Consider the following 18,244-nt stretch of genomic DNA (forward strand, 5'->3'; position numbering starts at 1 on the left):
GTGTGCGGTGGTTCGCAGATTGCGATGGAGGGCAGATTCACGTGATTACGTGGCATCCTCCGTATGGTCCTTCACTGTACCACCCCGGACATCGACGGCCAGCAGCAGGGGTTTCCATGGCGTGTCCGTGGACCGCGCCGCGAACTCGACCGCCTCGAGGCGGCGTCCGGGGCCGTCGGCCAGGACGAGCACGCTGGGGCCGGCACCCGAGACGACGGCGGCGAAACCGGCGCCGCGGAGCGACTGCACGAGCGCGTCGGTCGCGGGCATCGCCTGCGCCCGGTACGACTGGTGCAGCTTGTCCTCGGTCGCCGCCATCAGCAGCTCGGGGCTCTGCGTGAGCGCCGCGATCAGCAGCGCAGACCGCGAGACGTTGAAGACGGCGTCCTCGCGGGTGACGTGGAGCGGCGCGAGTCCCCGTGCGACCGACGTCGACATCGTGAACTCGGGGACGAACACGAGGGGCGAGACACCGCGGTGGACCGCGAGCTTCTTGTGCTGCGGACCGTCCTGGTCCATCCACGCGATCGTCAGACCGCCGAACAGCGCCGGGGCCACGTTGTCGGGGTGCCCTTCGAGTTCGGTGGCGAGGCGCAGCAGGGTCTCGGGCCCGAGGGTGACGTCCCCCTCGAGCAGTCCCTGCGCCGCGAGGAGGCCCGCGACCACGGCGGCCCCCGACGACCCCATGCCCCGGCCGTGCGGGATCACGTTGTGCGCGCGCAGTCGGATGCCGGGCATCGGCCTGCCGACGGCCTCGAACGCGTACGCCATCGATTTCACGACGAGGTGCGAGGCGTCCGTCGGCACGTCGGCGGAACCCTCGCCGGTGACCTCGATCTCGAGCCCCGGCGCGTCGAGCGCGGTCACGACGAGCTCGTCGTGGACGCTCAGGGCGAGGCCCAGCGTGTCGAAGCCCGGGCCCAGGTTGGCGCTCGTGGCCGGCACGCGGACGGCGACGCTGCGCCCGGCGAGCGTCATCCCGCCACGCGGGTGAGGTCGAGCGCGGACGCGACCTCGCTGGTCGCGGCATCCACGACGAGCGGCTCGACCTGCGAGCCGTCGGCGTTGCGCAGCGCCCACTGCGGGTCCTTCAGGCCGTGGCCGGTGACGGTCAGCACGACCTTGGCGCCGTTCGGGACGACGCCGGCCTCGGCACGGTCGAGCAGACCCGCGACGCTGATCGCGGAGGCCGGCTCGACGAAGACGCCGACGGTCCCGGCGAGCAGCTTCTGCGCCGCGAGGATGCGCTCGTCGTCGATCGCGCCGAACCACCCGTCGGTCGCCGCACGGGCCTCGAGAGCGAGGTCCCACGACGCGGGGTTGCCGATGCGGATGGCCGAGGCGATCGTCTCGGGGTTCTTCACGACCTCGCCGCGCACGAGCGGCGCCGAACCCTCGGCCTGGAAGCCGAACATGCGGGGCACGCGCGTCGCGACGCCGCGCTCGGCCTCCTCGCGGTACCCGCGGGAGTAGGCGGTGTAGTTGCCGGCGTTGCCGACCGGGATGAAGTGGAAGTCGGGGGCGTCGCCGAGCTGGCTGACGACCTCGTAGGCGGCGGTCTTCTGCCCCTCGATGCGGTCCGGGTTGACCGAATTGACGAGGTGCACCTTGTACCCGACGGCGAGCTCGCGCGCGATCTCGAGGCAGTCGTCGAAGTTGCCGCGGATCTGGATGAGCTTGCCGCCATGGGCGACGGCCTGGCTGAGCTTGCCCATCGCGATCTTGCCCTCGGGCACGAGGACGGCCGCCGTGATGCCGGCGTGCGCCGCGTAGGCGGCTGCGGATGCCGAGGTGTTGCCCGTCGAGGCGCAGATGACGGCCTCGGCGCCGTGCTCGACGGCACGCGAAAGCGCGACCGTCATGCCGCGGTCCTTGAACGAGCCGGTCGGGTTCATGCCCTCGAACTTGATGTAGACGTCGGCTCCGGTGATGCGCGACAGCGACGCGGCGGGGATGAGGGGGGTGCCGCCCTCGCCGAGCGTCACGACGGTCGAGGCGTCGGTGACGCCCAGTCGATCGGCGTACTCGCGGAGGACTCCGCGCCAGACGTGTGCCATGTCAGTCTCCTTCTACGCGCAGGACCGAGATCACCCGGCGCACGGCGCTGGTGGCAGCCAGCCGCTCGACGGTGTCGGCCAGGTCCTGCTCCCGGGCCGTGTGGGTTCCGATGACGAGGTGCGCGACGGCATCCCCGCCGTCCCGGACGACGGCGTCGCCCGAGGTGGTCTGTTCGACGGTCGCGATGGACACGTCCCCGTCGCTGAGGATTCCCGCGACGGTGGCCAGGACGCCCGGTCGGTCGTCGACCTCGAGCGTGATCTGGCAGCTGGTGCGGATGCGGCCGATCGGCACGATCGGGAGTCCGGCCCGCGTCGACTCGCCGACACCCGGCCCCCCGGCGACGTGACGACGCGCGGCCGAGACGACGTCGCCGAGCACGGCCGACGCGGTCTGCACTCCCCCGGCGCCGGCGCCGTAGAACATGAGGTCGCCGGCGGCCTCGGCCTCGACGAACACGGCGTTGTTGGCGCCGTGGACGGACGCCAGCGGGTGCTCGCGCGGGACGAGCGCCGGGTAGACGCGCACCGAGATGGCCTCGCCCGTGGGCGCAGCGTCGGGCTGGTCGACGAGACGCTCGCAGACGGCGAGCAGCTTCACGACGTAGCCCGCCTTGCGGGCTGCCTCGATGACACCGGCATCCACCGCCGTGATGCCCTCGCGGTGCACGGCCTCGAGCGGGACGGTCGTGTGGAAGGCGAGGCTCGCGAGGATGGCGGCCTTCTGCGCCGCGTCGTAGCCCTCGACATCCGCCGTCGGATCGGCCTCGGCGTACCCGAGCCGCTGCGCCTCGGCGAGCACCTCGTCGAAGCCGAGGCCCTCGCGGTCCATGCGGTCGAGGATGTAGTTCGTCGTCCCGTTGACGATGCCCATGATGCGGCGGACGCGGTCGCCGGCGAGCGAGTCGCGCAGCGGACGGATGATCGGGATGGCGCCGGCGACGGCGGCCTCGTAGGCGACGGTCGCACCGACCTGGTCGGCGGCGTCGAAGATCTCACTGCCGTGGGTGGCCAGCAGCGCCTTGTTGGCGGTGACGACGTCGGCGCCGGAGGACAGGGCGTGGAGGATCCGGGTGCGCGCCGGCTCGAGACCGCCGGTGACCTCGATCACGATGTCGGCGCCGGCGATGAGGGTGTCGGCGTCGGTCGTGAACAGATCGCGCGGCAGGTCGGCCTCGCGCGGGGCGTCCACGTCGCGGACGGCGATCCCGACGAGGTCGAGCGGTGCACCGGCCCGGTCGGCGAGCTCGTCGGCGTGGGTCAGCAGCAGGCGGGCGACCTGGGATCCGACGGCGCCGGCTCCCAGCAGCGCGACGCGCAGGCGGCGGGGTTCGATCATGCGGACTCCTCGGTGGTGCGGGATGCGGCCGGTGCGACGCCGAGGTCGCGCGCCAGCAGGTCGTTCTCGTCCTCGCCGCGGACGATCAGCCGGGCGGCACCGCCGCCGACGGCGACCACGGGAGGGCGCGTCAGGTAGTTGTAGTTGCTCGCGAGCGAGAAGCAGTACGCGCCGGTCGCCGCGACGGCCAGCAGGTCGCCCGGGGCCACGTCGCCGGGGAGGTACTCCGCGCCGACGACGATGTCACCCGCCTCGCAGTGCCGACCGACGACGCGCGCGAGCGAGGCGTCCGCGTCGCTGCGACGGCTCGCGATGCGGGCGCTGTAGTCGGCGCCGTACAGCGCCGTCCGCGCGTTGTCGCTCATACCCCCGTCGACGCTCACGTACAACCGCTCGAGGTCGTCCGAGACGCGCACGGGCTTCACCGTGCCGACCGAATACAGGGTCACGCCGGCGCGGCCGACGATCGCCCGTCCCGGCTCGAACGCGAGTTCGGGAAGAGGGATGCCGCGGCTCGCGCACTCGCGGGCGACCGCCGCGACGATCCCCTCGGCGAGCTCCGCGATGGGGGTGGGGTCGTCCTTCGACGTGTAGGCGATGCCGAAGCCGCCGCCGAGGTTCAGCATCGGGACCTCGCCGCCCTCGCGCAGCCGCGCGTGGACCTCGACGACCCGGGCGGCGGACTCGGCGAACCCGGCCGTGCCGAAGATCTGCGAGCCGATGTGACAGTGCAGCCCCGCGAAGCGCAGCGAAGGCAGCTCGCGGATGCGGGCGACCGCCGCCTCGGCATCCGTCAGGGCGAAGCCGAACTTCTGATCCTCGTGGGCGGTCGCCAGGAAGTCGTGCGTCTCGGCGTGGACGCCGCTGTTGACGCGGACGAGGACGGTCTGCACGACGCCCTGGGAGGCGGCCTCGGCCGCGATCCGCTCGATCTCGACGAGCGAGTCGATGACGATCGAGCCGACGCCCGCGCGCACCGCGCGGGCGATCTCGGGCAGGAGCTTGTTGTTGCCATGGAGTCCGAGACGGCTCGGGTCCGCACCCGCGGCCAGGGCGACCGCCAGCTCGCCGCCGCTCGCGACATCGACGCCGAGGCCCTCCGCGGTCACCCAGCGCACGACGTCGGTCGTGAGGAACGCCTTGCCCGCGTAGTAGACCCGCGCCGAGCCGCCGTGGCGGGCCGCGGCATCCCGGAACGCCGTCAGCACCTCGCGGGCGCGGGCGCGGACGAGGTCCTCGTCGACGACGTAGAGCGGCGTGCCGAACCGCTCGGCCAGCTCGGTCGCCGGCACGCCACCGAAGACGAGCGCGCCGGTGTCGTCGCGCGTCGCGCCGGCGGGCCAGACGGCCTCGACGAGCGCATTCGCATCATCCGGCTTCGAGAGCCACTCGGGCACGGCGGGACGGTCGGAGGCGGTGGACACGCAGGGGCACCAATCGGGTGGGAACGGGATTGTCGGGCGGTGTGGCCACGCCCCGACGGTGCCCACAGTCTAGGGCACCCCGGCCGCCGCCCCCGGCCCCGTGACGCTACGAGGCGTCGGAGCAGGAACCGGGCTGCTGCGCGGTCTCGTCGCGCAGAATCGCGCTGTCGATCTCGAAGGTCGCGACGACCCCGCGCTCCTCGACGGCGACGCCCGTCAGGGTGAGCGCCCGCGGCAGGTACTGCGCGAGGCACACCGGCCAGCTCTGCGCGAAGGACCCCACGAGCGGCCCGACCTGCTCGCGGAGCGCGTCGGCGCTCACGTCCACGTCGCCGAGCCGGAAGGTCATCGGCGAGAGGACGAGGTCGCCGTCCTCCGCGGCCGCGGACAGGCGCACACCCAGTGGGATGGCGGCCCCGAACAGGTTCAGTTCTGTGTCGAGGGCGACCTCGGGGGGCGCGAGGTGGAACGCGTCCACCGGGAAACCGTCCACCCGCGACAGGATCGTGCGCACCTGATCCTCGTCCAGCAAGACGACGGCGCGGGCGCTGCTCCAGTCGCCGCCCCGGACCGGGGCATCCTGGATGTCGACCCGGACGTCGCCCGAGATCCCCTCGACCTCGACGTCGTCAGCGGACACGCTCATCTGAGCGATGCTCCCGACGGCGAGCTGGGGCAGGACGAGCCCGGGGATCTCGACGTCGATCGCCTGGTCTGCGGGCAGGCCGAGGTTCTCGATCAGCTGCGAGCGGACGACCTGCGGCACGATCGCCCGCGCCGCGAACTCCGCCGCGACCACGAGGGCGGCGAGCACCGCGACGACGACGATCACCACGACCCAGCCGCGGCGACGTCGGCGGGGCGCCGTGACGGTCGTCATGTCACATCCGCTCGGGCGCGCTCACGCCGAGCAGGTCGAGACCGTTGCGCAGCACCTGGCCGGTGGCGTCGTTGAGCCACAGGCGCGTGCGGTGCAGGTCGGTGACCTCCTCGTCGCCGAGGGGCGTCACACGGCAGGAGTCGTACCAGCGGTGGTAGAGGCTCGCGAGCTCCTCGAGGTAGCGCGCGATGCGGTGCGGCTCGCGCAGCTCGGCCGCGAAGGCGACCAGGCGCGGGAACTCCTGCAGGGCGCCGAGGAGAGCGGACTCGGCCTCGTGCGTGAGCAGCTCGGGGGCGAACGCGTCGCGCGAGACGCCGGAGTCGGCGGCATTCCGAGCGACGTTGTGCGTCCGCGCGTGGGCGTACTGCACGTAGAACACCGGGTTGTCGTTCGTGCGCTTCTGCAGGATCTCGGGATCGAGCGTGAGCGGCGAGTCGGCCGGGTAGCGCGCGAGCGAGTACCGCAGCGCGTCCGTGCCGAGCCACTCGCGCAGGTCGTCGAGCTCGATGATGTTGCCCGCGCGCTTGGACAGCCGCGCGCCGTTGACCGACACGAGCTGCCCGATGAGCACCTCGATGTCCTTCTCCGGGTCGTCGCCGGCAGCCCCCGCGAGCGCCTTGAGGCGGTGCACGTACCCGTGGTGGTCGGCGCCGAGCAGGTAGATCTTGTGCGCGAAGCCGCGGTCGCCTTTGTTCAAGTAGTAGGCGGCGTCGGCGGCGAAGTAGGTGTACTCGCCGTTGGACCGACGGATGACGCGGTCCTTGTCGTCGCCGAAGTCGGTCGTGCGCACCCAGACCGCACCCTCGGCGTCGAACACGTGGCCCTGCGCGCGCAGGCGGTCGACGGCCTCGTCGACGAGGCTCGGGCCGCCGTCCGGCTTCTTCGCGTGGAGCGTGCGCTCACTGAAGAAGACGTCGAAATGCACGTTGAACTTCTCGAGGGATGCCTGGAGCTCCGCGAGCTGCAGTTCGTAGGCCTTGTCGCGGGCCACCGCGACGCGCTCGGGCTCGGGCAGGTCGCCCAGACCCGGCTCGGCGGCGGCGACCCGGGTCGCGAGGTCGTCGATGTACGCGCCGGCATACCCGTCCTCGGGCGTCGGCTTACCTTCGATGCGGGCGAGGACCGAGCGGCCGAAGCGATCCATCTGCGCACCGGCGTCGTTGATGTAGAACTCGCGCACGAGGGTCGCGCCGCTGGCCAGCAGCAGACGCGCGATCGCGTCGCCGAGCGCCGCCCACCGCGTGTGGCCGATGTGCATGGGACCGGTCGGGTTCGCGCTGACGAACTCGAGGTTGATCGTGTTGCCCTCCTGCGTGCGCCCGTGTCCGAAGCTCGCACCGGCGTCGACGATCGTCTTCGCGAGCGCGCCGGCGGCGGCGGCATCCAGTCGGATGTTGATGAACCCGGGACCGGCGACCTCGACCGAGGCGATGCCGTCGACGGCGGCGAGCGCCTCGGCGACCTCGGCCGCGAACTCGCGCGGGTTCGCCCCGACCTGCTTCGAGAGCTTCAGGGCGGCGTTGGAGGCCCAGTCGCCGTGATCGCGGTTCTTCGGCCGCTCGACCGGGAAGTCGGCGACGGTGAGCGCCTCACCGGCGCCGGGTCGTCGCGCCTCGACGAGCGGGAGGACGACGGCGAGGAGGGCGGCGGAGAGGGCGTCGGGAGTCATAACCCGACAAGTCTACGGTCGGGAGACCCTCACGCCGACGGCAGGACGACCCAGATGCGGGCTCCCCCGAGCGGCGAATCGTCGATCCCGAGGCGGCCGCCGTGGGACTCGACGATGCGACGGCACGTCGCGAGGCCGATGCCGAAGCCGGGGGCCTCGGCGTTCGATCCGCGCTCGAGCGGCTCGAGCACGAGCTCCCGCTCGGCGACCGGGACGCCCGGGCCGTTGTCGTCGACGACGATGCGCACGCCGGACGCAACCGTTCCGACCGAGACGACGACCCGCGGGAGGCGACCGCCGGTCCCGGCGAACTTGACCGCGTTCCCGACGAGGTTCTGCACGAGGACGCTTGCCAGGGTCGGGTCGGCCTGGACGGGGACGGATGCCTCGACCGTCACCTCGGCGCCGTTGTCCTCGCCCGCGCTGCGGAGGTCCTCCATCGTCGAGGCGACGAGCGGTTCGACGTCGACCGCGGTGCGACGGATGGGCGATCCGCCGACGCGCGCGTAGTCCAGCAGCCGCGCGATCATCCCCGACATCCTGTCGGCGACCGACTCGGCGCGGGCGAGCGCGCGCGACGCCGCGGGGAGATCTGCGACCTCGGGGACGTCCGCGGCGAGCTCGATGTATCCGGTGAGCGCGGTCAGCGGGTTGCGGAGGTCGTGCGCGACCTGCGCCGCGAAGTTCTCGAGCTGCTCGTTCGACTCGCCGAGCTCCCGCGAGATGCGTCGCAGTTCGAGCACGTCGACGATCTGGCGCGCGATGAGGGCGAGCGCCGCACTCTCGTCCTCGGGGAGCTCACGGGGCACCTCGTCGAAGATGCAGATGGTGCCGATGGGCACCCCCATCGGGGTGATGAGCGGGCTCGAGGCGTAGAACTTGACGTTGGCGACCTCCCCGGTCACGAACGGATTGCCCGCGAATCGCTCGTCGAGGCTCGCGTCGGTGACGACGGTGTGACCCGGCTTGCGGAACACGACCGCGCACATCGAGTCCTCGCGGCTGCAGACAGCCGGCTCGATGCCGACCGCCGCGATCTGATGCTGGAACCGATCGTCGATGAGGTTGATGACCGCGGTGGGGACGCCGCACACGGTGGCGGCCAGCTGCACCAGGCCCTGGAGGTCCGCTTCCGGGGCCTCGCCCAGCACGCGGTAGTCCTCGATGATCGCTCGCCGAATGGCGTCATCTGCGGTCTTCACCCGCACCTCCCCGATGTCCTACGCATCACCCTAATCACCCGATCGAGACCAGCGCTGCCCGATCGTCCTGCTGCGGATCGGATGCCGCGGCGGCGACCGCGTCGTCGGCGTCGACGCGCGCGTCCACGACGAGCCGTCGAAGCGCCAGGTTCGCACCGTAATAGCTGAGGAAGGCGCAGTCCGCGGCGTCCCGTCCCGTGGCGATGCGCACCAGCCCGCGACGGTTCGACAGCCGGGTCGCGTCGACGACGAGCCAGCGCCCGTCGATCCACGCCTCGGCGACCGCGTGGAAGTCCATGGGCACGAGACCCGGTGCGTAGCACGCGACGTACCGGGCGGGGACGTCCATCGCCCGCAGGAGCGCGATGACGAGGTGCGCGTAATCGCGGCAGACGCCCTGCCCCGTGGCGAGCGTCGTGACGGCCGAGTCGGTGCCGAGCGACAGACCGGGCGAATAGGTCACGGTCTCGGCGACGAAGGACTCGACGGCGGCGAGGAGGTCGGTGCCGCGGAGCCCCCCGAACTGGCGGCGCGCCTGCGCGAAGACGGAGTCCGACGGGGCGTAGCGGCTCGGCCGGAGGTAGACGGCGGTGTCGAGGTCGGAGGCCGGGGCCACGGCGAGCGGCCCGTCGACGCGTGCGTCGTACCGCACCTGCACGGGGCCCGCCCCGACGCGGAGTCGGTGCAGCCGCGTGCCCACGGCATCCGTCACCGTCACGGCGGGCAGATCCTCGCCGTTCCGCAGGATGCGGAGCCGCTCGTGGGCGAGCGGAGTGCCGGCGGCCACGGCGACGGAGAGGATGAGGTCGAGCTCCCCCTCGAGGTCGAGGTCGAGTTCCGCCGTGACGACACGCTGCACCGAGCAATCCTCCCACGGTGAAGATCGTGCTCGGCGAGTTCGGCGATCATCGCTTACCCTCGTCGCATGACCTCTGAACGACGCGCTCGGGGGTGGGGACTGGGGATCATCGCCGTCGGAGTCGCCGCCATCGTCGCGCTCGCCGCGTGGCAGCCGTGGCGCAGCATCTCCGCCGTCGACGCCGCATCCTCATCGGGCGGCGTCTCCGCCGTCGAGCCGCTCTCGCTCCCGGCCGACCCCGACGTGCTCGTCTTCGGCGACTCCTGGACCTACGGCGCGGCAGCGACCGTCCCCACGGACGGCTACGCGTACCGCCTCGGGCGGCTCACCGGATGGGACGTGACCGTCGACGGCGTCCGCGGCTCGGGGTACATGAAGCCCGGGTGGGACGGTCCCGACTTCCGCACGCGGGCGAAGTGGCTCGACCCGGCCGCCGACTACGACCTGATCATCATCCAGGGCTCGATCAACGACCGTCAGCAGGGCGAGCGCGGCTACCGCGAGGCCGTCGACGCCACCTGGGACGTCTTCGCCCGGCTGTACCCGCACGCGCAGATCGTGATCTTCGGGCCGACCCCGCACCAGTTCCCGATCGACGAGGGCACCGCCCGCATCGACCGCGACCTCCAGAAGGCGGCCGCCGACCGGCACTGGTGGTACATCTCGCCGCTCCAGGAGCAGTGGGTCACCCCCGCCAACTACCTCGACGTGATCGACGTCGGCGCCGGTAAGCGGCATCCCTCGGACCGGGGTCACGCGTACCTCGCCGAGCGGCTTCAGCAGGCGCTCGTCGACCGCAGCGCGAGCACCGACGCCGTCGCCCCGACCGAGGACGAGTCGGCGCCCGTCCGGCCCTGACCTCTCACGGCCGGATGGCCTCGGCGATCGGCACGTCGCCGGTGTTGAACGAGACGGTCCGTCCGATCGTGGCCGGTTCCGCCAGCACCGCCGCGATCACGGCGGCGACGTCCGCACGCGGGACCGAGGTCCCCTCGTCGGAGCGGGCGTCGATCCTCCCCGTCGGCTCGTCCAGGGTCAGCGCCGACGGCGCGAGGATCGTCCAGTCGAGGTCGGCGCCCCGCAGGTGTTCGTCCGCCGCCGCCTTCGCCTCGGCGTACGCGTAGAAGCCGTCCGACGGGTCGACCCCGTGATCCGGCCCGGCGCCGAAGTACGACACCATGACGTAGCGGCGCGCCTCAGCGGCGACGGCCGCGTCGATCGATCGGATCGCGGCATCCCGATCCACCGCGTAGGTGCGCTCGGGCGAGCCGCCACCGGCGCCGGCGGACCAGACGACCGCGTCGCTGTCGGCCAGCAGATCGGTGAGGGCGTCGAGATCGGATGCCGCGACGTCGGCGACGACCGGGCGGGCACCCGTGCGGGCGACGTCCTGCTCGTGCTCCGGGTTGCGGATGACGGACGTGACGTCGTGTCCGGTCTCGACCAGGAGCGGCGCAAGCAGCAGCGCGACCTTCCCGTGTCCCCCGATGATCGTGATGCGTGCCATGTGGGCTCCCTTCCTACCGCCTCGACGCTACGGTGGACAGCCCCGGAGGCGCTTCCCCTTGCGCTTGTACGCTCGTCGTGGAAGGGGGCCGGTGGGCTCTCTCTGCATCGACGAGGGGGACACACACGTGAGCGAGACGACGCCTGCCGGGTGGTATCCGGCTCCGCACGCCGGCAACGAACTCCGCTACTGGGACGGCGCGGCGTGGCACGCCGCTCCCCCGTTCCTGCCCGCCGACGCGGCGGCCGTTCCTCCCGCGCAGGGTCCCGTACCGGCGTACGGCCCGGTGCCGCCGCACGCGCCCTACGGAGCGCCGCCGGCACCGTACGGAGCGCCGCCGGCGGGGTACGCGCCGTACGGCGGCCCCGTCCTGGCGCCGAGCGCGCCCCAGGGGTGGGCGGTCGCGGCGCTCGTGCTCGGCATCGCGGCCTTCCTGTCGGCGTGGATCCCGTTCCTCGGACTCCTCATCGCCCTGACCGGCGCCGTCATCGGCGTGATCGCCCTCGTCCGCCGGCAGCGCAAGGCGCTCGCGGTGACGGGCACGGTCCTCTCCGCCCTCGGACTGGCGTGGGCGCTCATCGTGTCGATCTCGATCGGCTCCCTGATCTGGGCGCCGAGCCCGTCGTACAGCGATCCCGATGCGGGCGCGGCACCGGCACCCGAGGCATCCCCCTCGGACCGCGGCTTCGAACCCTACGCCCCCGAGACCGGTCCCGGGTCCCTGGAGGACCCGCTCCCCCTGCCGTACGTGGCGGGGTCGTCGTCGCGCGACGAGTACCGTGCCGACGTCCGGCTCGTCGACGAGGACGCCACCGACGAGATCCTGGGGTGGAACGCCTACAACGACAGGGACATCACCGGCATGCGGTACGTCCTCGTCGAGATGACGGTGACGGGACTCGACCCCGAGGGCATCGAGGCGTCGTACGCGTCGTACGACCTGTCGGTCGCGACCCCGGACGGGATGAGCTACCCGAGTGCGTACGTCGTGCCGCCTGACGACACGACGCTGCTGGTCGACCAGGGCACGATCGCCGAGGGCGAGACGGTCGAGGGGCTTGTCGCCTACCTCGTCCCGGAGGATGCGACCGACCTGCTGCTGTCGGACTACGCGAACTTCTACGCGTTCTGACCCGGCAGGGGGATGACGCGGCCCGCATCCCACGGCTCCTCCCAGCCGAGCCGGGTGAACAGGCCCGCCAGGATCATGGCGGTGAACCCCCATACGAGACGGTCGCCGCGGGGTGTCGGGATGAGGAACGCGGGACCGCGGAACTCGCCCCGCTCGCTCCGCACGACGGTGACGCCCCGGTGGGCGGGGTCGAGCAGATCGGCGACGGGAGCGCGGAACACGTCCGCCGACTCGGCCTCGTCCACGACGCGGACGGGTGACGGGCGGCGCCACCACGCGACCACGGGTGTCACGAGGTGGCGGGAGAACTCGAGCGGGATCGGCTCGAGAGTGCCGAGGACGTCGACCCCGTCGATTTCGAGCCCCGTCTCCTCCCACGCTTCGCGGAGGGATGCCGCGACGGCATCCGCATCCCCCGGATCGACGCGTCCGCCGGGGAACGCGACCTGTCCCGGGTGGGCGCGGAGCGTCTCGGCCCGGGACAGCAGCAGCACGTCGAGATCGCGGGAGACGGCACTCTCGGCCGCGTCGCGGTCGGCCGGCACCTCGTCGAGGACGCCGAACAGGATGAGCACCGCCGCCGGCCGGGCACCCGGCACCTCCGGCATCGAACGCAGCACCTCGAAACCCGGCTGGGCGGCCCCGCTCGCGACGGATTCGACGAGGCTCACGAGCTGCTCCCGCGCGGTCGGGGCGGGAGCGGAGGAGGTCATCGCTTCAGGCTATGCGACGGCGTGGACGTGCGCGCGGGAGCGGCCGCACCGGTGATAGTCTCGATCGGTACGCCTCCGTAGCTCAGGGGATAGAGCGTTGGTTTCCGGTACCAGAAGTCGGGGGTTCGAATCCCTCCGGGGGCACACGGAAGCGAAGGGGACTCGGCATCGCGCCGGGTCCCCTTCGTCGTTCCGCGGGACCTCAGTCCTCGCGCGCGTCCTGGTGCTCGTCCGAATGGACGGGGTGGCCGAAGGGCGGGACGCCGCCCGGTACCGCGCCGTCGTGGGTGGGGAGCTCCACATCCGGCCCCTCGTACGCGTTGTCGTCGGTGCTGCGGTCGTCGCCGGTCATGTCGCCCTCCGTCGGTCGGTGTCCTCTGTGGACGTGACGCTAACGCGACGCTCGCGCGGATGCCCGGGGTTGACAGCGCGGCGCGTCAATCCGAGACGAGCTTGAGCCCGACGATGCACGCGACGAGGCCGAGGATGAGCAGGATCTTCACCACGGAGACCGACTCGGCGCCCGTCACCATCGCCCAGACCACGGTGAGGGATGCCCCGATGCCGACCCACACGGCGTACCCCGTCCCGGTGGGGATCTCGCGCAGCGCGAAGGCGAGACCGCCCATGCTGGCGACGAGCGCGACACCGAAGGTGACCGTCGGCCACAGCTTCGTGAAGCCTTCGGAGCGCCCGAGCGCGGTGGCCCACACGGCTTCGAGCATCCCGGCGACGATGAGAACGATCCACGACAGCATCACTGACCTCCTGGCCAGTCTTGTCGCTCACCGGGTACTGAACCCTCGTCCGGGGGCCCGGTCGGAGCCCGCCGCCGAGTCTATCGAGGCTCCCTGTGCGGACCCGGTGCAGCCCCACCGCTCCCCTGTCACAACACGCCGCGCCGCTCCGCGTTTCGTGACAGGGGAACGGATGCCGCGGCGCGCCGTCACTACTCCCCTGTCACAACACGCCGCGGTCCACCGCACTTTGCGACAGGGGAAGAGATGGGATGCGGTGGCGGGGAGGTCGCCACCGCCGGTCTGACGGCCGACATCATCCCCGAGGATGACCCCGGCCACCCTCGCGAAGGACGCGCCGGCGAGCGCCGGTTCGTAGCGTCTGAGTATGGCTACCGCGACCCTCTCCACACGCTCGCATTCCGTCGCCCGCGCGGGCGGCGCGGCCTCGGCGGCAGTGCTGTCGGTGCTCGGCACGATCGTCGCCATCGGCATCGCGGCGATCGGTCTGCTCGTGGTCCCCGTCGCCCTCCTGGTGACCTTCGGCGCGTCCCTGGTCGCCCTGTTCTGACACCAGGCGCGGCAGGGTGCGGCATCCGCGTCGGCTCAGCGATGCCCGCACACAGAACTGCCGTCGCACGAAGACGGACATCCTCGTGCGGCGGCAGGCCTTGCGTCGGGCGGACTCAGCCGCCCGACGGGTTCTCGATGGGAGTACCGTCCTCGTCCGTCGTGACGGGCGGGTTCTCGTCGGGCGATCCGCCGGACGCGGTGTCGGCGTCAGCGCCCTCGTCGGGGACACCCTGCGTGTTGTGCTCGTCCGAGCCGTTCGTGTCGCTCATCGCAGTCCTTCCGGTCGTTGTCGGTCACGTGTCGGCGACGCTACGCAGCCGCCCGCATCCCGCTCAGGGCCTTGACAGACCCGATCCGCTGGGAACGCTCAGAGGTCGACGGTCGCGTTGCGCCCCTCGTACGGCTCACCCGTGATCTTCGACTTGACGAGGCTGACCACCGAGGCGACGACCCCTCCCGGGCTGCTCCAGTACTCCCCCGACACCGCATCGATCTTCAGCAGCGTGACGTTCGGGTCCTCGGGGCCGTCGGGGAACCACGCCTCGACCGCGGGCGACCAGTACTCGCGCAGTCGCGCGAGGTCGTCGACCACCTCGGCGTTGCCCGCGATCGACACCCACGCGTCGTTCGTGCTCAGCGCGACGCCGACCTCAGGACGGGCGGCGACATGCGCGACGACGGACGAGTCACGACCGACGATGAACCACAGGTCGCCGTCGAACTCGCGATCCTGCACCGTCAACGGCCGCGCCGTGTGGGCACCCTCCTCGTTCATCGTGGTGACCATCGCGAAGCGGAACTTCGGCAGCAGGTCGATCAGTGTCGCGTGCGGATCCTTCTCATCGGCCATGAGGCCCTCCTTCGTCTTTCCGCCAGGCTCGCACCGGGGCGCGACGCGATCGCAGGGCTTGACACCCTCCATCGGATGCGCGACACGAGGTACCGCCGCCGCCCGACCCATGCCAGGCTCGGGCCATGACGCCGCGCTCGTTCCGCACCCTCCTCGCGATCCTCGGGACCGTCGCCGTCACGGCGTACGCCGCCGTGTTCGTCCTCCAGATCGCCGTCTGGAACCCGTTGGCAGCCGCACCCGGACTCACCCTCGACGAGATCCGCGAGGCGGCGGCAGCCCGCGGCGAGACCGTGTTCACCCCCGTCCCCTGGGTGTCCGCCGCGGTCGGTGTCGGCCTCGCGCTGTTCGTCCTGGTCCCGGCCCTCATCGTCCGTCAGGCCTCGACCCGCGCCGTCGCCGCCTCCTACCTCGCGATCATCGTCGGCGGCGCGCCCGCGTACTTCATGGCGTCGTTCGGACCCGGGATGTCGCTCGCGGACACGTTCATGATCAGCGGCGGCGATCACGCCCCGGGCGGCACCGTGCTGATGGCGGCGAGCGCCGTCGCGGCGATGGCCCTGGTCGTCTGGGGTGTCGCGCACGCGACGTCGGCGCGCGCGACGGCATCCGCTTCTCCCGCCTGACGGCCCGGGTCAGGGCGCCAGAACGAGGAAGACCGCGTCGAGCAGTCCTGGGTTGTGGGCGTGGACGAGCACACCGAAGACCACCGCATCGAACAGCAGGTGCACCGTCACGACGTAGGCGAGCGACTTCGTCCGCAGGAAGATGACGGCCTGCAGCAGCGCGAACGGGATCGTCAGCACGGGACCCCATGCGCGGTATCCCAGCTCCCACAGGAACGAGACGAACACGATCGCCTGCAGCACGTTCGCCGTCGCATCCGCGAAGTGACGGCGCAGCAGGGCGAAGCACGTGCAGATGAAGAACAGCTCGTCCCAGATGCCGACCGCGCCGACACCGACGAACAGGCGCGCGATGAGGTCGGGGGTGTCCACGACGGGCCAGTTCTCGTAGACGCCCGACGTGATGAAGTAGAACGGCAGGATCAGCCAGCCGAGCACGAGGACCGCGATCAGCCAGGCCCACTGCCAGAGCGTCCACCGCCCGCCGCCGCGCCAGGGGAACCGGATCGCATGGTCCCGGTAGACGAACCGCGACACGAGGTAGGGCACGAGGACCGCGCCGCCCAGCGCCAGGGTGAAGCGCACCATCGCCGCGTCGTCGAGCTCGGCCTTCAGCGGGATGACGCTGACGATCAGCATCCCGATCGCGATCAGCGAGAGGTCGCGCGTGAGCGACGGGGTCCGGGCGACGCCCACCTGCGTGGACGACTCGAGGGTCGACCCCACCGAGACGACCTCACCACCACCACCCCCGCGATCGAGCACCGCAGCGGTTCCGAGCCCCGCGGCGAGCAGTATCCACCCGAGCCAGGGCGTCAGCAGCACGAAGAACGCCGGTGCCGCAAGGCAGACGAGCAGCGCCGGCACGAGGCGCACACCGACGAGCGGACGTGCTCCTGCGTGGGCGCGCACCATCACGGCGTCCGCGGCCGGCGGCGGTACGTCAGGTCGCGGATGTCGCGCCCCTTGGCGATGCCCTTGCGCTCGAACGCGGTCATGATGCGACCCTCGAACCGCGCCGCCCACTCCCCGTCGAACGCCGCCTCGAACTCGTCGGCGCCGGCGAGGACCTCGCGCATCTGCAGCGCGTAGTCCTCCCAGTCGGTCGCGAGCCGCAGCACCCCGCCGTCCCGCAGCGCGCGGGCGGCGAGCGCGGGGAATCCGTCGGCGATGAGCCGGCGCTTGTTGTGCTTGGTCTTGTGCCACGGGTCGGGGAAGAAGATCCACACCTCGTCGACGGATGCCTCGGGCAGCAGGTGCTCAAGGACTTCGGGCGCGTTCGCCTCGACGAGCCGCAGGTTCCGCACGCCCTCACGGTCGGCGTCGAGCATCGTGCGGGCGAGCCCGGCGCGGAACACCTCGACGGCGATGAAGTCGGTGGCGGGGTCGGCCGCCGCGGCGTGCACGATCGCGTGCCCCTGCCCGGAGCCGATCTCGACGACGAGCCGGGCCGCGCGGCCGAACTCGGCGGCGGGGTCGATCGTGGAACCGGGGCGGATGCTGGTGGCCGCGGCATCCCGATCGACCTCGAGCAGGTACGTGCCCGAGAGCTCGTCCCACGCGCGCTCCTGCGCATCGCTCATGCGGCCGCTGCGTCGCACGAACGACACCGGCTTGTCACGGAAGCGCGGCGCGGCCTCGGGCGCATCGGGGTCGGGCATGCGATCAGGGTATCCCGCGGTGTCCTGCGCCCCCGCGGGCCGGCCCTTGCGTCGCCCGCTCATGCGGTCACGAAGTCGATGAGTTCCTCGACGCGGCCGAGGAGGGCGGGGTCGAGGTCGCGGTAGGTCGTGACGGACCCGAGGATGCGCTGCCAGTTGTGGGCGATGTCGGTCTGGTCCTCGGCCGGCCAGCCGAGGGCGCGGCTGACGCCCTTCTTCCACTCGATCCCGCGCGGCACCTCCGGCCAGGCGGCGATGCCGACCGCGCGCGGCAGCACGCACTGCCAGACGTCGATGTGGGGATGTCCGACGATCTTCAGGAAGCGTCCGTGCGGACCCCGCAGGATCTGCTCGGCGATGCGCGTCTCCTTCGACCCCGGGACGAGGTGGTCGACGAGCACGCCGTAACGACGCTCCGCACTCGGCGGCTCGGCATGGAGCAGATCCTCCAGGAGGTCGACGCCCTGCAGGTACTCGACCACGACCCCCTCGATGCGGAGGTCGTCGCCCCAGACCTTCTCGACGAGTTCGGCGTCGTGGCGACCCTCGACGAGGATGCGCGAGGCCCGGGCGACGCGCGCCCGCGCCTGCGGGGCGGCGAAGGAGCCGGACGCGGTACGGGTCCGTCCCGCGGGGGCTGCGGCGCGGGGCGGGACGAGCTGAACGGGCCGACCGTCGACGAGGAACCCGCCGCCGATCGGGAACAGCCGCACACGGCCGTGCCGGTCCTCGAGCTCGACGTGCCCCGCCGTCACGCCGGTCACGGCACCCACGAAGTCGTCCAGCGCGACCTCGACGACAAGACCCCGCTCGGCGGGGACCGTCGCCACCGTGGGCCGCCCCTTGTCGCGCCATCCCGCGGCGAGCACGTCGCTTCCATACCGGTCGTCCATCGGCACCTCCGAACCGGGAAGCCTAGAGGAGGAACACAGAGGGAACGCACAGGCGCTCCGGTCGGATGCCGGTACCGAGGCATACGGGTCGCGGCATAGACTCGCGACAGGCGGTTCCGACC

Annotated in this window: 21 protein-coding genes, 1 tRNA gene and 1 riboswitch; of the genes, 5 read left to right on the forward strand and 17 right to left on the reverse strand. The window is 72.0% G+C overall.

The genetic code is table 11. The annotated features are described in order from the left end of the window. Positions 1-45: 45 nt before the first annotated feature. The 8 genes from thrB to Q9S71_RS13340 form a co-directional block, all read right to left on the reverse strand. Positions 46-978, reverse strand: a complete 933-nt coding sequence (gene thrB, locus Q9S71_RS13305) for a homoserine kinase (RefSeq protein WP_064001473.1) — start codon at positions 976-978, stop codon at positions 46-48. Next, entirely contained in the window at positions 975-2,057 is a 1,083-nt protein-coding gene (gene thrC, locus Q9S71_RS13310; protein WP_311862825.1) for a threonine synthase, read from the reverse strand. Before thrC ends, thrB begins: the two co-directional genes overlap by 4 nt. A 1-nt stretch (position 2,058) precedes the next feature. After that, positions 2,059-3,396: a homoserine dehydrogenase gene (locus Q9S71_RS13315; protein WP_064001471.1), complete on the reverse strand. Its 1,338-nt coding sequence runs from the start codon at positions 3,394-3,396 to the stop codon at positions 2,059-2,061. Further along, positions 3,393-4,820: a diaminopimelate decarboxylase gene (gene lysA, locus Q9S71_RS13320; RefSeq protein ID WP_311862826.1), complete on the reverse strand. Its 1,428-nt coding sequence runs from the start codon at positions 4,818-4,820 to the stop codon at positions 3,393-3,395. The genes Q9S71_RS13315 and lysA overlap by 4 nt, the downstream gene beginning before the upstream one ends. 106 nt (positions 4,821-4,926) lie before the next feature. Next, the gene (locus Q9S71_RS13325; protein WP_311862827.1) at positions 4,927-5,700 is read right to left on the reverse strand and encodes an LmeA family phospholipid-binding protein; all 774 of its coding nucleotides are present in this window, start codon (positions 5,698-5,700) and stop codon (positions 4,927-4,929) included. A 1-nt stretch (position 5,701) separates the two neighbouring features. Then, the gene (argS, locus tag Q9S71_RS13330; protein WP_311862828.1) at positions 5,702-7,369 is read right to left on the reverse strand and encodes an arginine--tRNA ligase; all 1,668 of its coding nucleotides are present in this window, start codon (positions 7,367-7,369) and stop codon (positions 5,702-5,704) included. 29 nt (positions 7,370-7,398) lie between these two features. Next, positions 7,399-8,571 carry a sensor histidine kinase gene (locus Q9S71_RS13335; RefSeq protein WP_231872691.1) on the reverse strand — a complete coding sequence of 391 codons (1,173 nt, stop codon included), beginning with the start codon at positions 8,569-8,571 and terminating at the stop codon, positions 7,399-7,401. 34 nt (positions 8,572-8,605) lie between these two features. Further along, a complete protein-coding gene (locus tag Q9S71_RS13340) occupies positions 8,606-9,430 on the reverse strand; it encodes a transglutaminase-like domain-containing protein (RefSeq protein WP_311862830.1) in 825 nt (274 codons plus the stop codon). A 66-nt stretch (positions 9,431-9,496) separates the two neighbouring features. On the opposite strand from Q9S71_RS13340, the gene Q9S71_RS13345 reads away from it, so the two are divergent. After that, positions 9,497-10,288, forward strand: a complete 792-nt coding sequence (locus Q9S71_RS13345; RefSeq protein ID WP_311862831.1) for an SGNH/GDSL hydrolase family protein — start codon at positions 9,497-9,499, stop codon at positions 10,286-10,288. A gap of 4 nt (positions 10,289-10,292) precedes the next feature. On the opposite strand, the gene Q9S71_RS13350 is transcribed toward Q9S71_RS13345, so the two are convergent. Further along, on the reverse strand, positions 10,293-10,937 hold the full coding sequence (locus Q9S71_RS13350) for an NAD(P)H-binding protein (protein WP_311862832.1): 645 nt from the start codon (positions 10,935-10,937) through the stop codon (positions 10,293-10,295). A 127-nt stretch (positions 10,938-11,064) separates the two neighbouring features. On the opposite strand from Q9S71_RS13350, the gene Q9S71_RS13355 reads away from it, so the two are divergent. Beyond that, positions 11,065-12,069, forward strand: a complete 1,005-nt coding sequence (locus tag Q9S71_RS13355) for a DUF2510 domain-containing protein (RefSeq protein WP_311862833.1) — start codon at positions 11,065-11,067, stop codon at positions 12,067-12,069. Here Q9S71_RS13355 and Q9S71_RS13360 read toward each other — a convergent pair. Next, complete coding sequence (locus Q9S71_RS13360; RefSeq protein ID WP_311862834.1) at positions 12,057-12,782, reverse strand: NUDIX hydrolase; 726 nt, start codon at positions 12,780-12,782, stop codon at positions 12,057-12,059. The genes Q9S71_RS13355 and Q9S71_RS13360 overlap by 13 nt on opposite strands. 71 nt (positions 12,783-12,853) lie before the next feature. On the opposite strand from Q9S71_RS13360, the gene Q9S71_RS13365 reads away from it, so the two are divergent. After that, positions 12,854-12,926, forward strand: a tRNA-Arg gene (locus Q9S71_RS13365). A 58-nt stretch (positions 12,927-12,984) separates the two neighbouring features. Here the strand turns inward: Q9S71_RS13365 and Q9S71_RS13370 are convergent. Both Q9S71_RS13370 and Q9S71_RS13375 read right to left on the reverse strand, forming a co-directional pair. Beyond that, the gene (locus Q9S71_RS13370) at positions 12,985-13,134 is read right to left on the reverse strand and encodes a hypothetical protein (RefSeq protein WP_311862835.1); all 150 of its coding nucleotides are present in this window, start codon (positions 13,132-13,134) and stop codon (positions 12,985-12,987) included. Between the two features lie 85 nt (positions 13,135-13,219). Then, a complete protein-coding gene (locus tag Q9S71_RS13375; RefSeq protein WP_217531235.1) occupies positions 13,220-13,537 on the reverse strand; it encodes a DMT family transporter in 318 nt (105 codons plus the stop codon). 12 nt (positions 13,538-13,549) lie between these two features. After that, a riboswitch (guanidine-III (ykkC-III) riboswitch) is annotated at positions 13,550-13,613 on the reverse strand. Positions 13,614-13,907: 294 nt separating this feature from the next. Here Q9S71_RS13375 and Q9S71_RS13380 point away from each other — a divergent pair. After that, entirely contained in the window at positions 13,908-14,090 is a 183-nt protein-coding gene (locus tag Q9S71_RS13380) for a hypothetical protein (protein WP_311862836.1), read from the forward strand. 115 nt (positions 14,091-14,205) lie between these two features. On the opposite strand, the gene Q9S71_RS13385 is transcribed toward Q9S71_RS13380, so the two are convergent. Next, a complete protein-coding gene (locus Q9S71_RS13385; protein ID WP_197471560.1) occupies positions 14,206-14,361 on the reverse strand; it encodes a hypothetical protein in 156 nt (51 codons plus the stop codon). A 98-nt stretch (positions 14,362-14,459) separates the two neighbouring features. Continuing rightward, positions 14,460-14,942, reverse strand: a complete 483-nt coding sequence (locus Q9S71_RS13390; protein ID WP_311862837.1) for a pyridoxamine 5'-phosphate oxidase family protein — start codon at positions 14,940-14,942, stop codon at positions 14,460-14,462. Positions 14,943-15,067: 125 nt separating this feature from the next. On the opposite strand from Q9S71_RS13390, the gene Q9S71_RS13395 reads away from it, so the two are divergent. Further along, complete coding sequence (locus Q9S71_RS13395; protein ID WP_311862838.1) at positions 15,068-15,568, forward strand: hypothetical protein; 501 nt, start codon at positions 15,068-15,070, stop codon at positions 15,566-15,568. Positions 15,569-15,577: 9 nt separating this feature from the next. Here Q9S71_RS13395 and Q9S71_RS13400 read toward each other — a convergent pair whose 3' ends face one another. The 3 genes from Q9S71_RS13400 to Q9S71_RS13410 are packed head-to-tail and all read right to left on the reverse strand — an operon-like array spanning position 15,578 to position 18,122. Next, complete coding sequence (locus Q9S71_RS13400; RefSeq protein ID WP_311862840.1) at positions 15,578-16,483, reverse strand: CPBP family intramembrane glutamic endopeptidase; 906 nt, start codon at positions 16,481-16,483, stop codon at positions 15,578-15,580. Next, entirely contained in the window at positions 16,483-17,229 is a 747-nt protein-coding gene (gene trmB, locus Q9S71_RS13405) for a tRNA (guanosine(46)-N7)-methyltransferase TrmB (protein WP_311862842.1), read from the reverse strand. Before trmB ends, Q9S71_RS13400 begins: the two co-directional genes overlap by 1 nt. Positions 17,230-17,288: 59 nt before the next feature. Further along, the gene (locus Q9S71_RS13410; protein ID WP_311862843.1) at positions 17,289-18,122 is read right to left on the reverse strand and encodes a DUF3097 family protein; all 834 of its coding nucleotides are present in this window, start codon (positions 18,120-18,122) and stop codon (positions 17,289-17,291) included. Positions 18,123-18,244 lie beyond the last annotated feature (122 nt).

It is taken from the genome of Microbacterium gawkjiense, from assembly GCF_031932225.1.
Classification (GTDB): domain Bacteria; phylum Actinomycetota; class Actinomycetes; order Actinomycetales; family Microbacteriaceae; genus Microbacterium; species Microbacterium gawkjiense.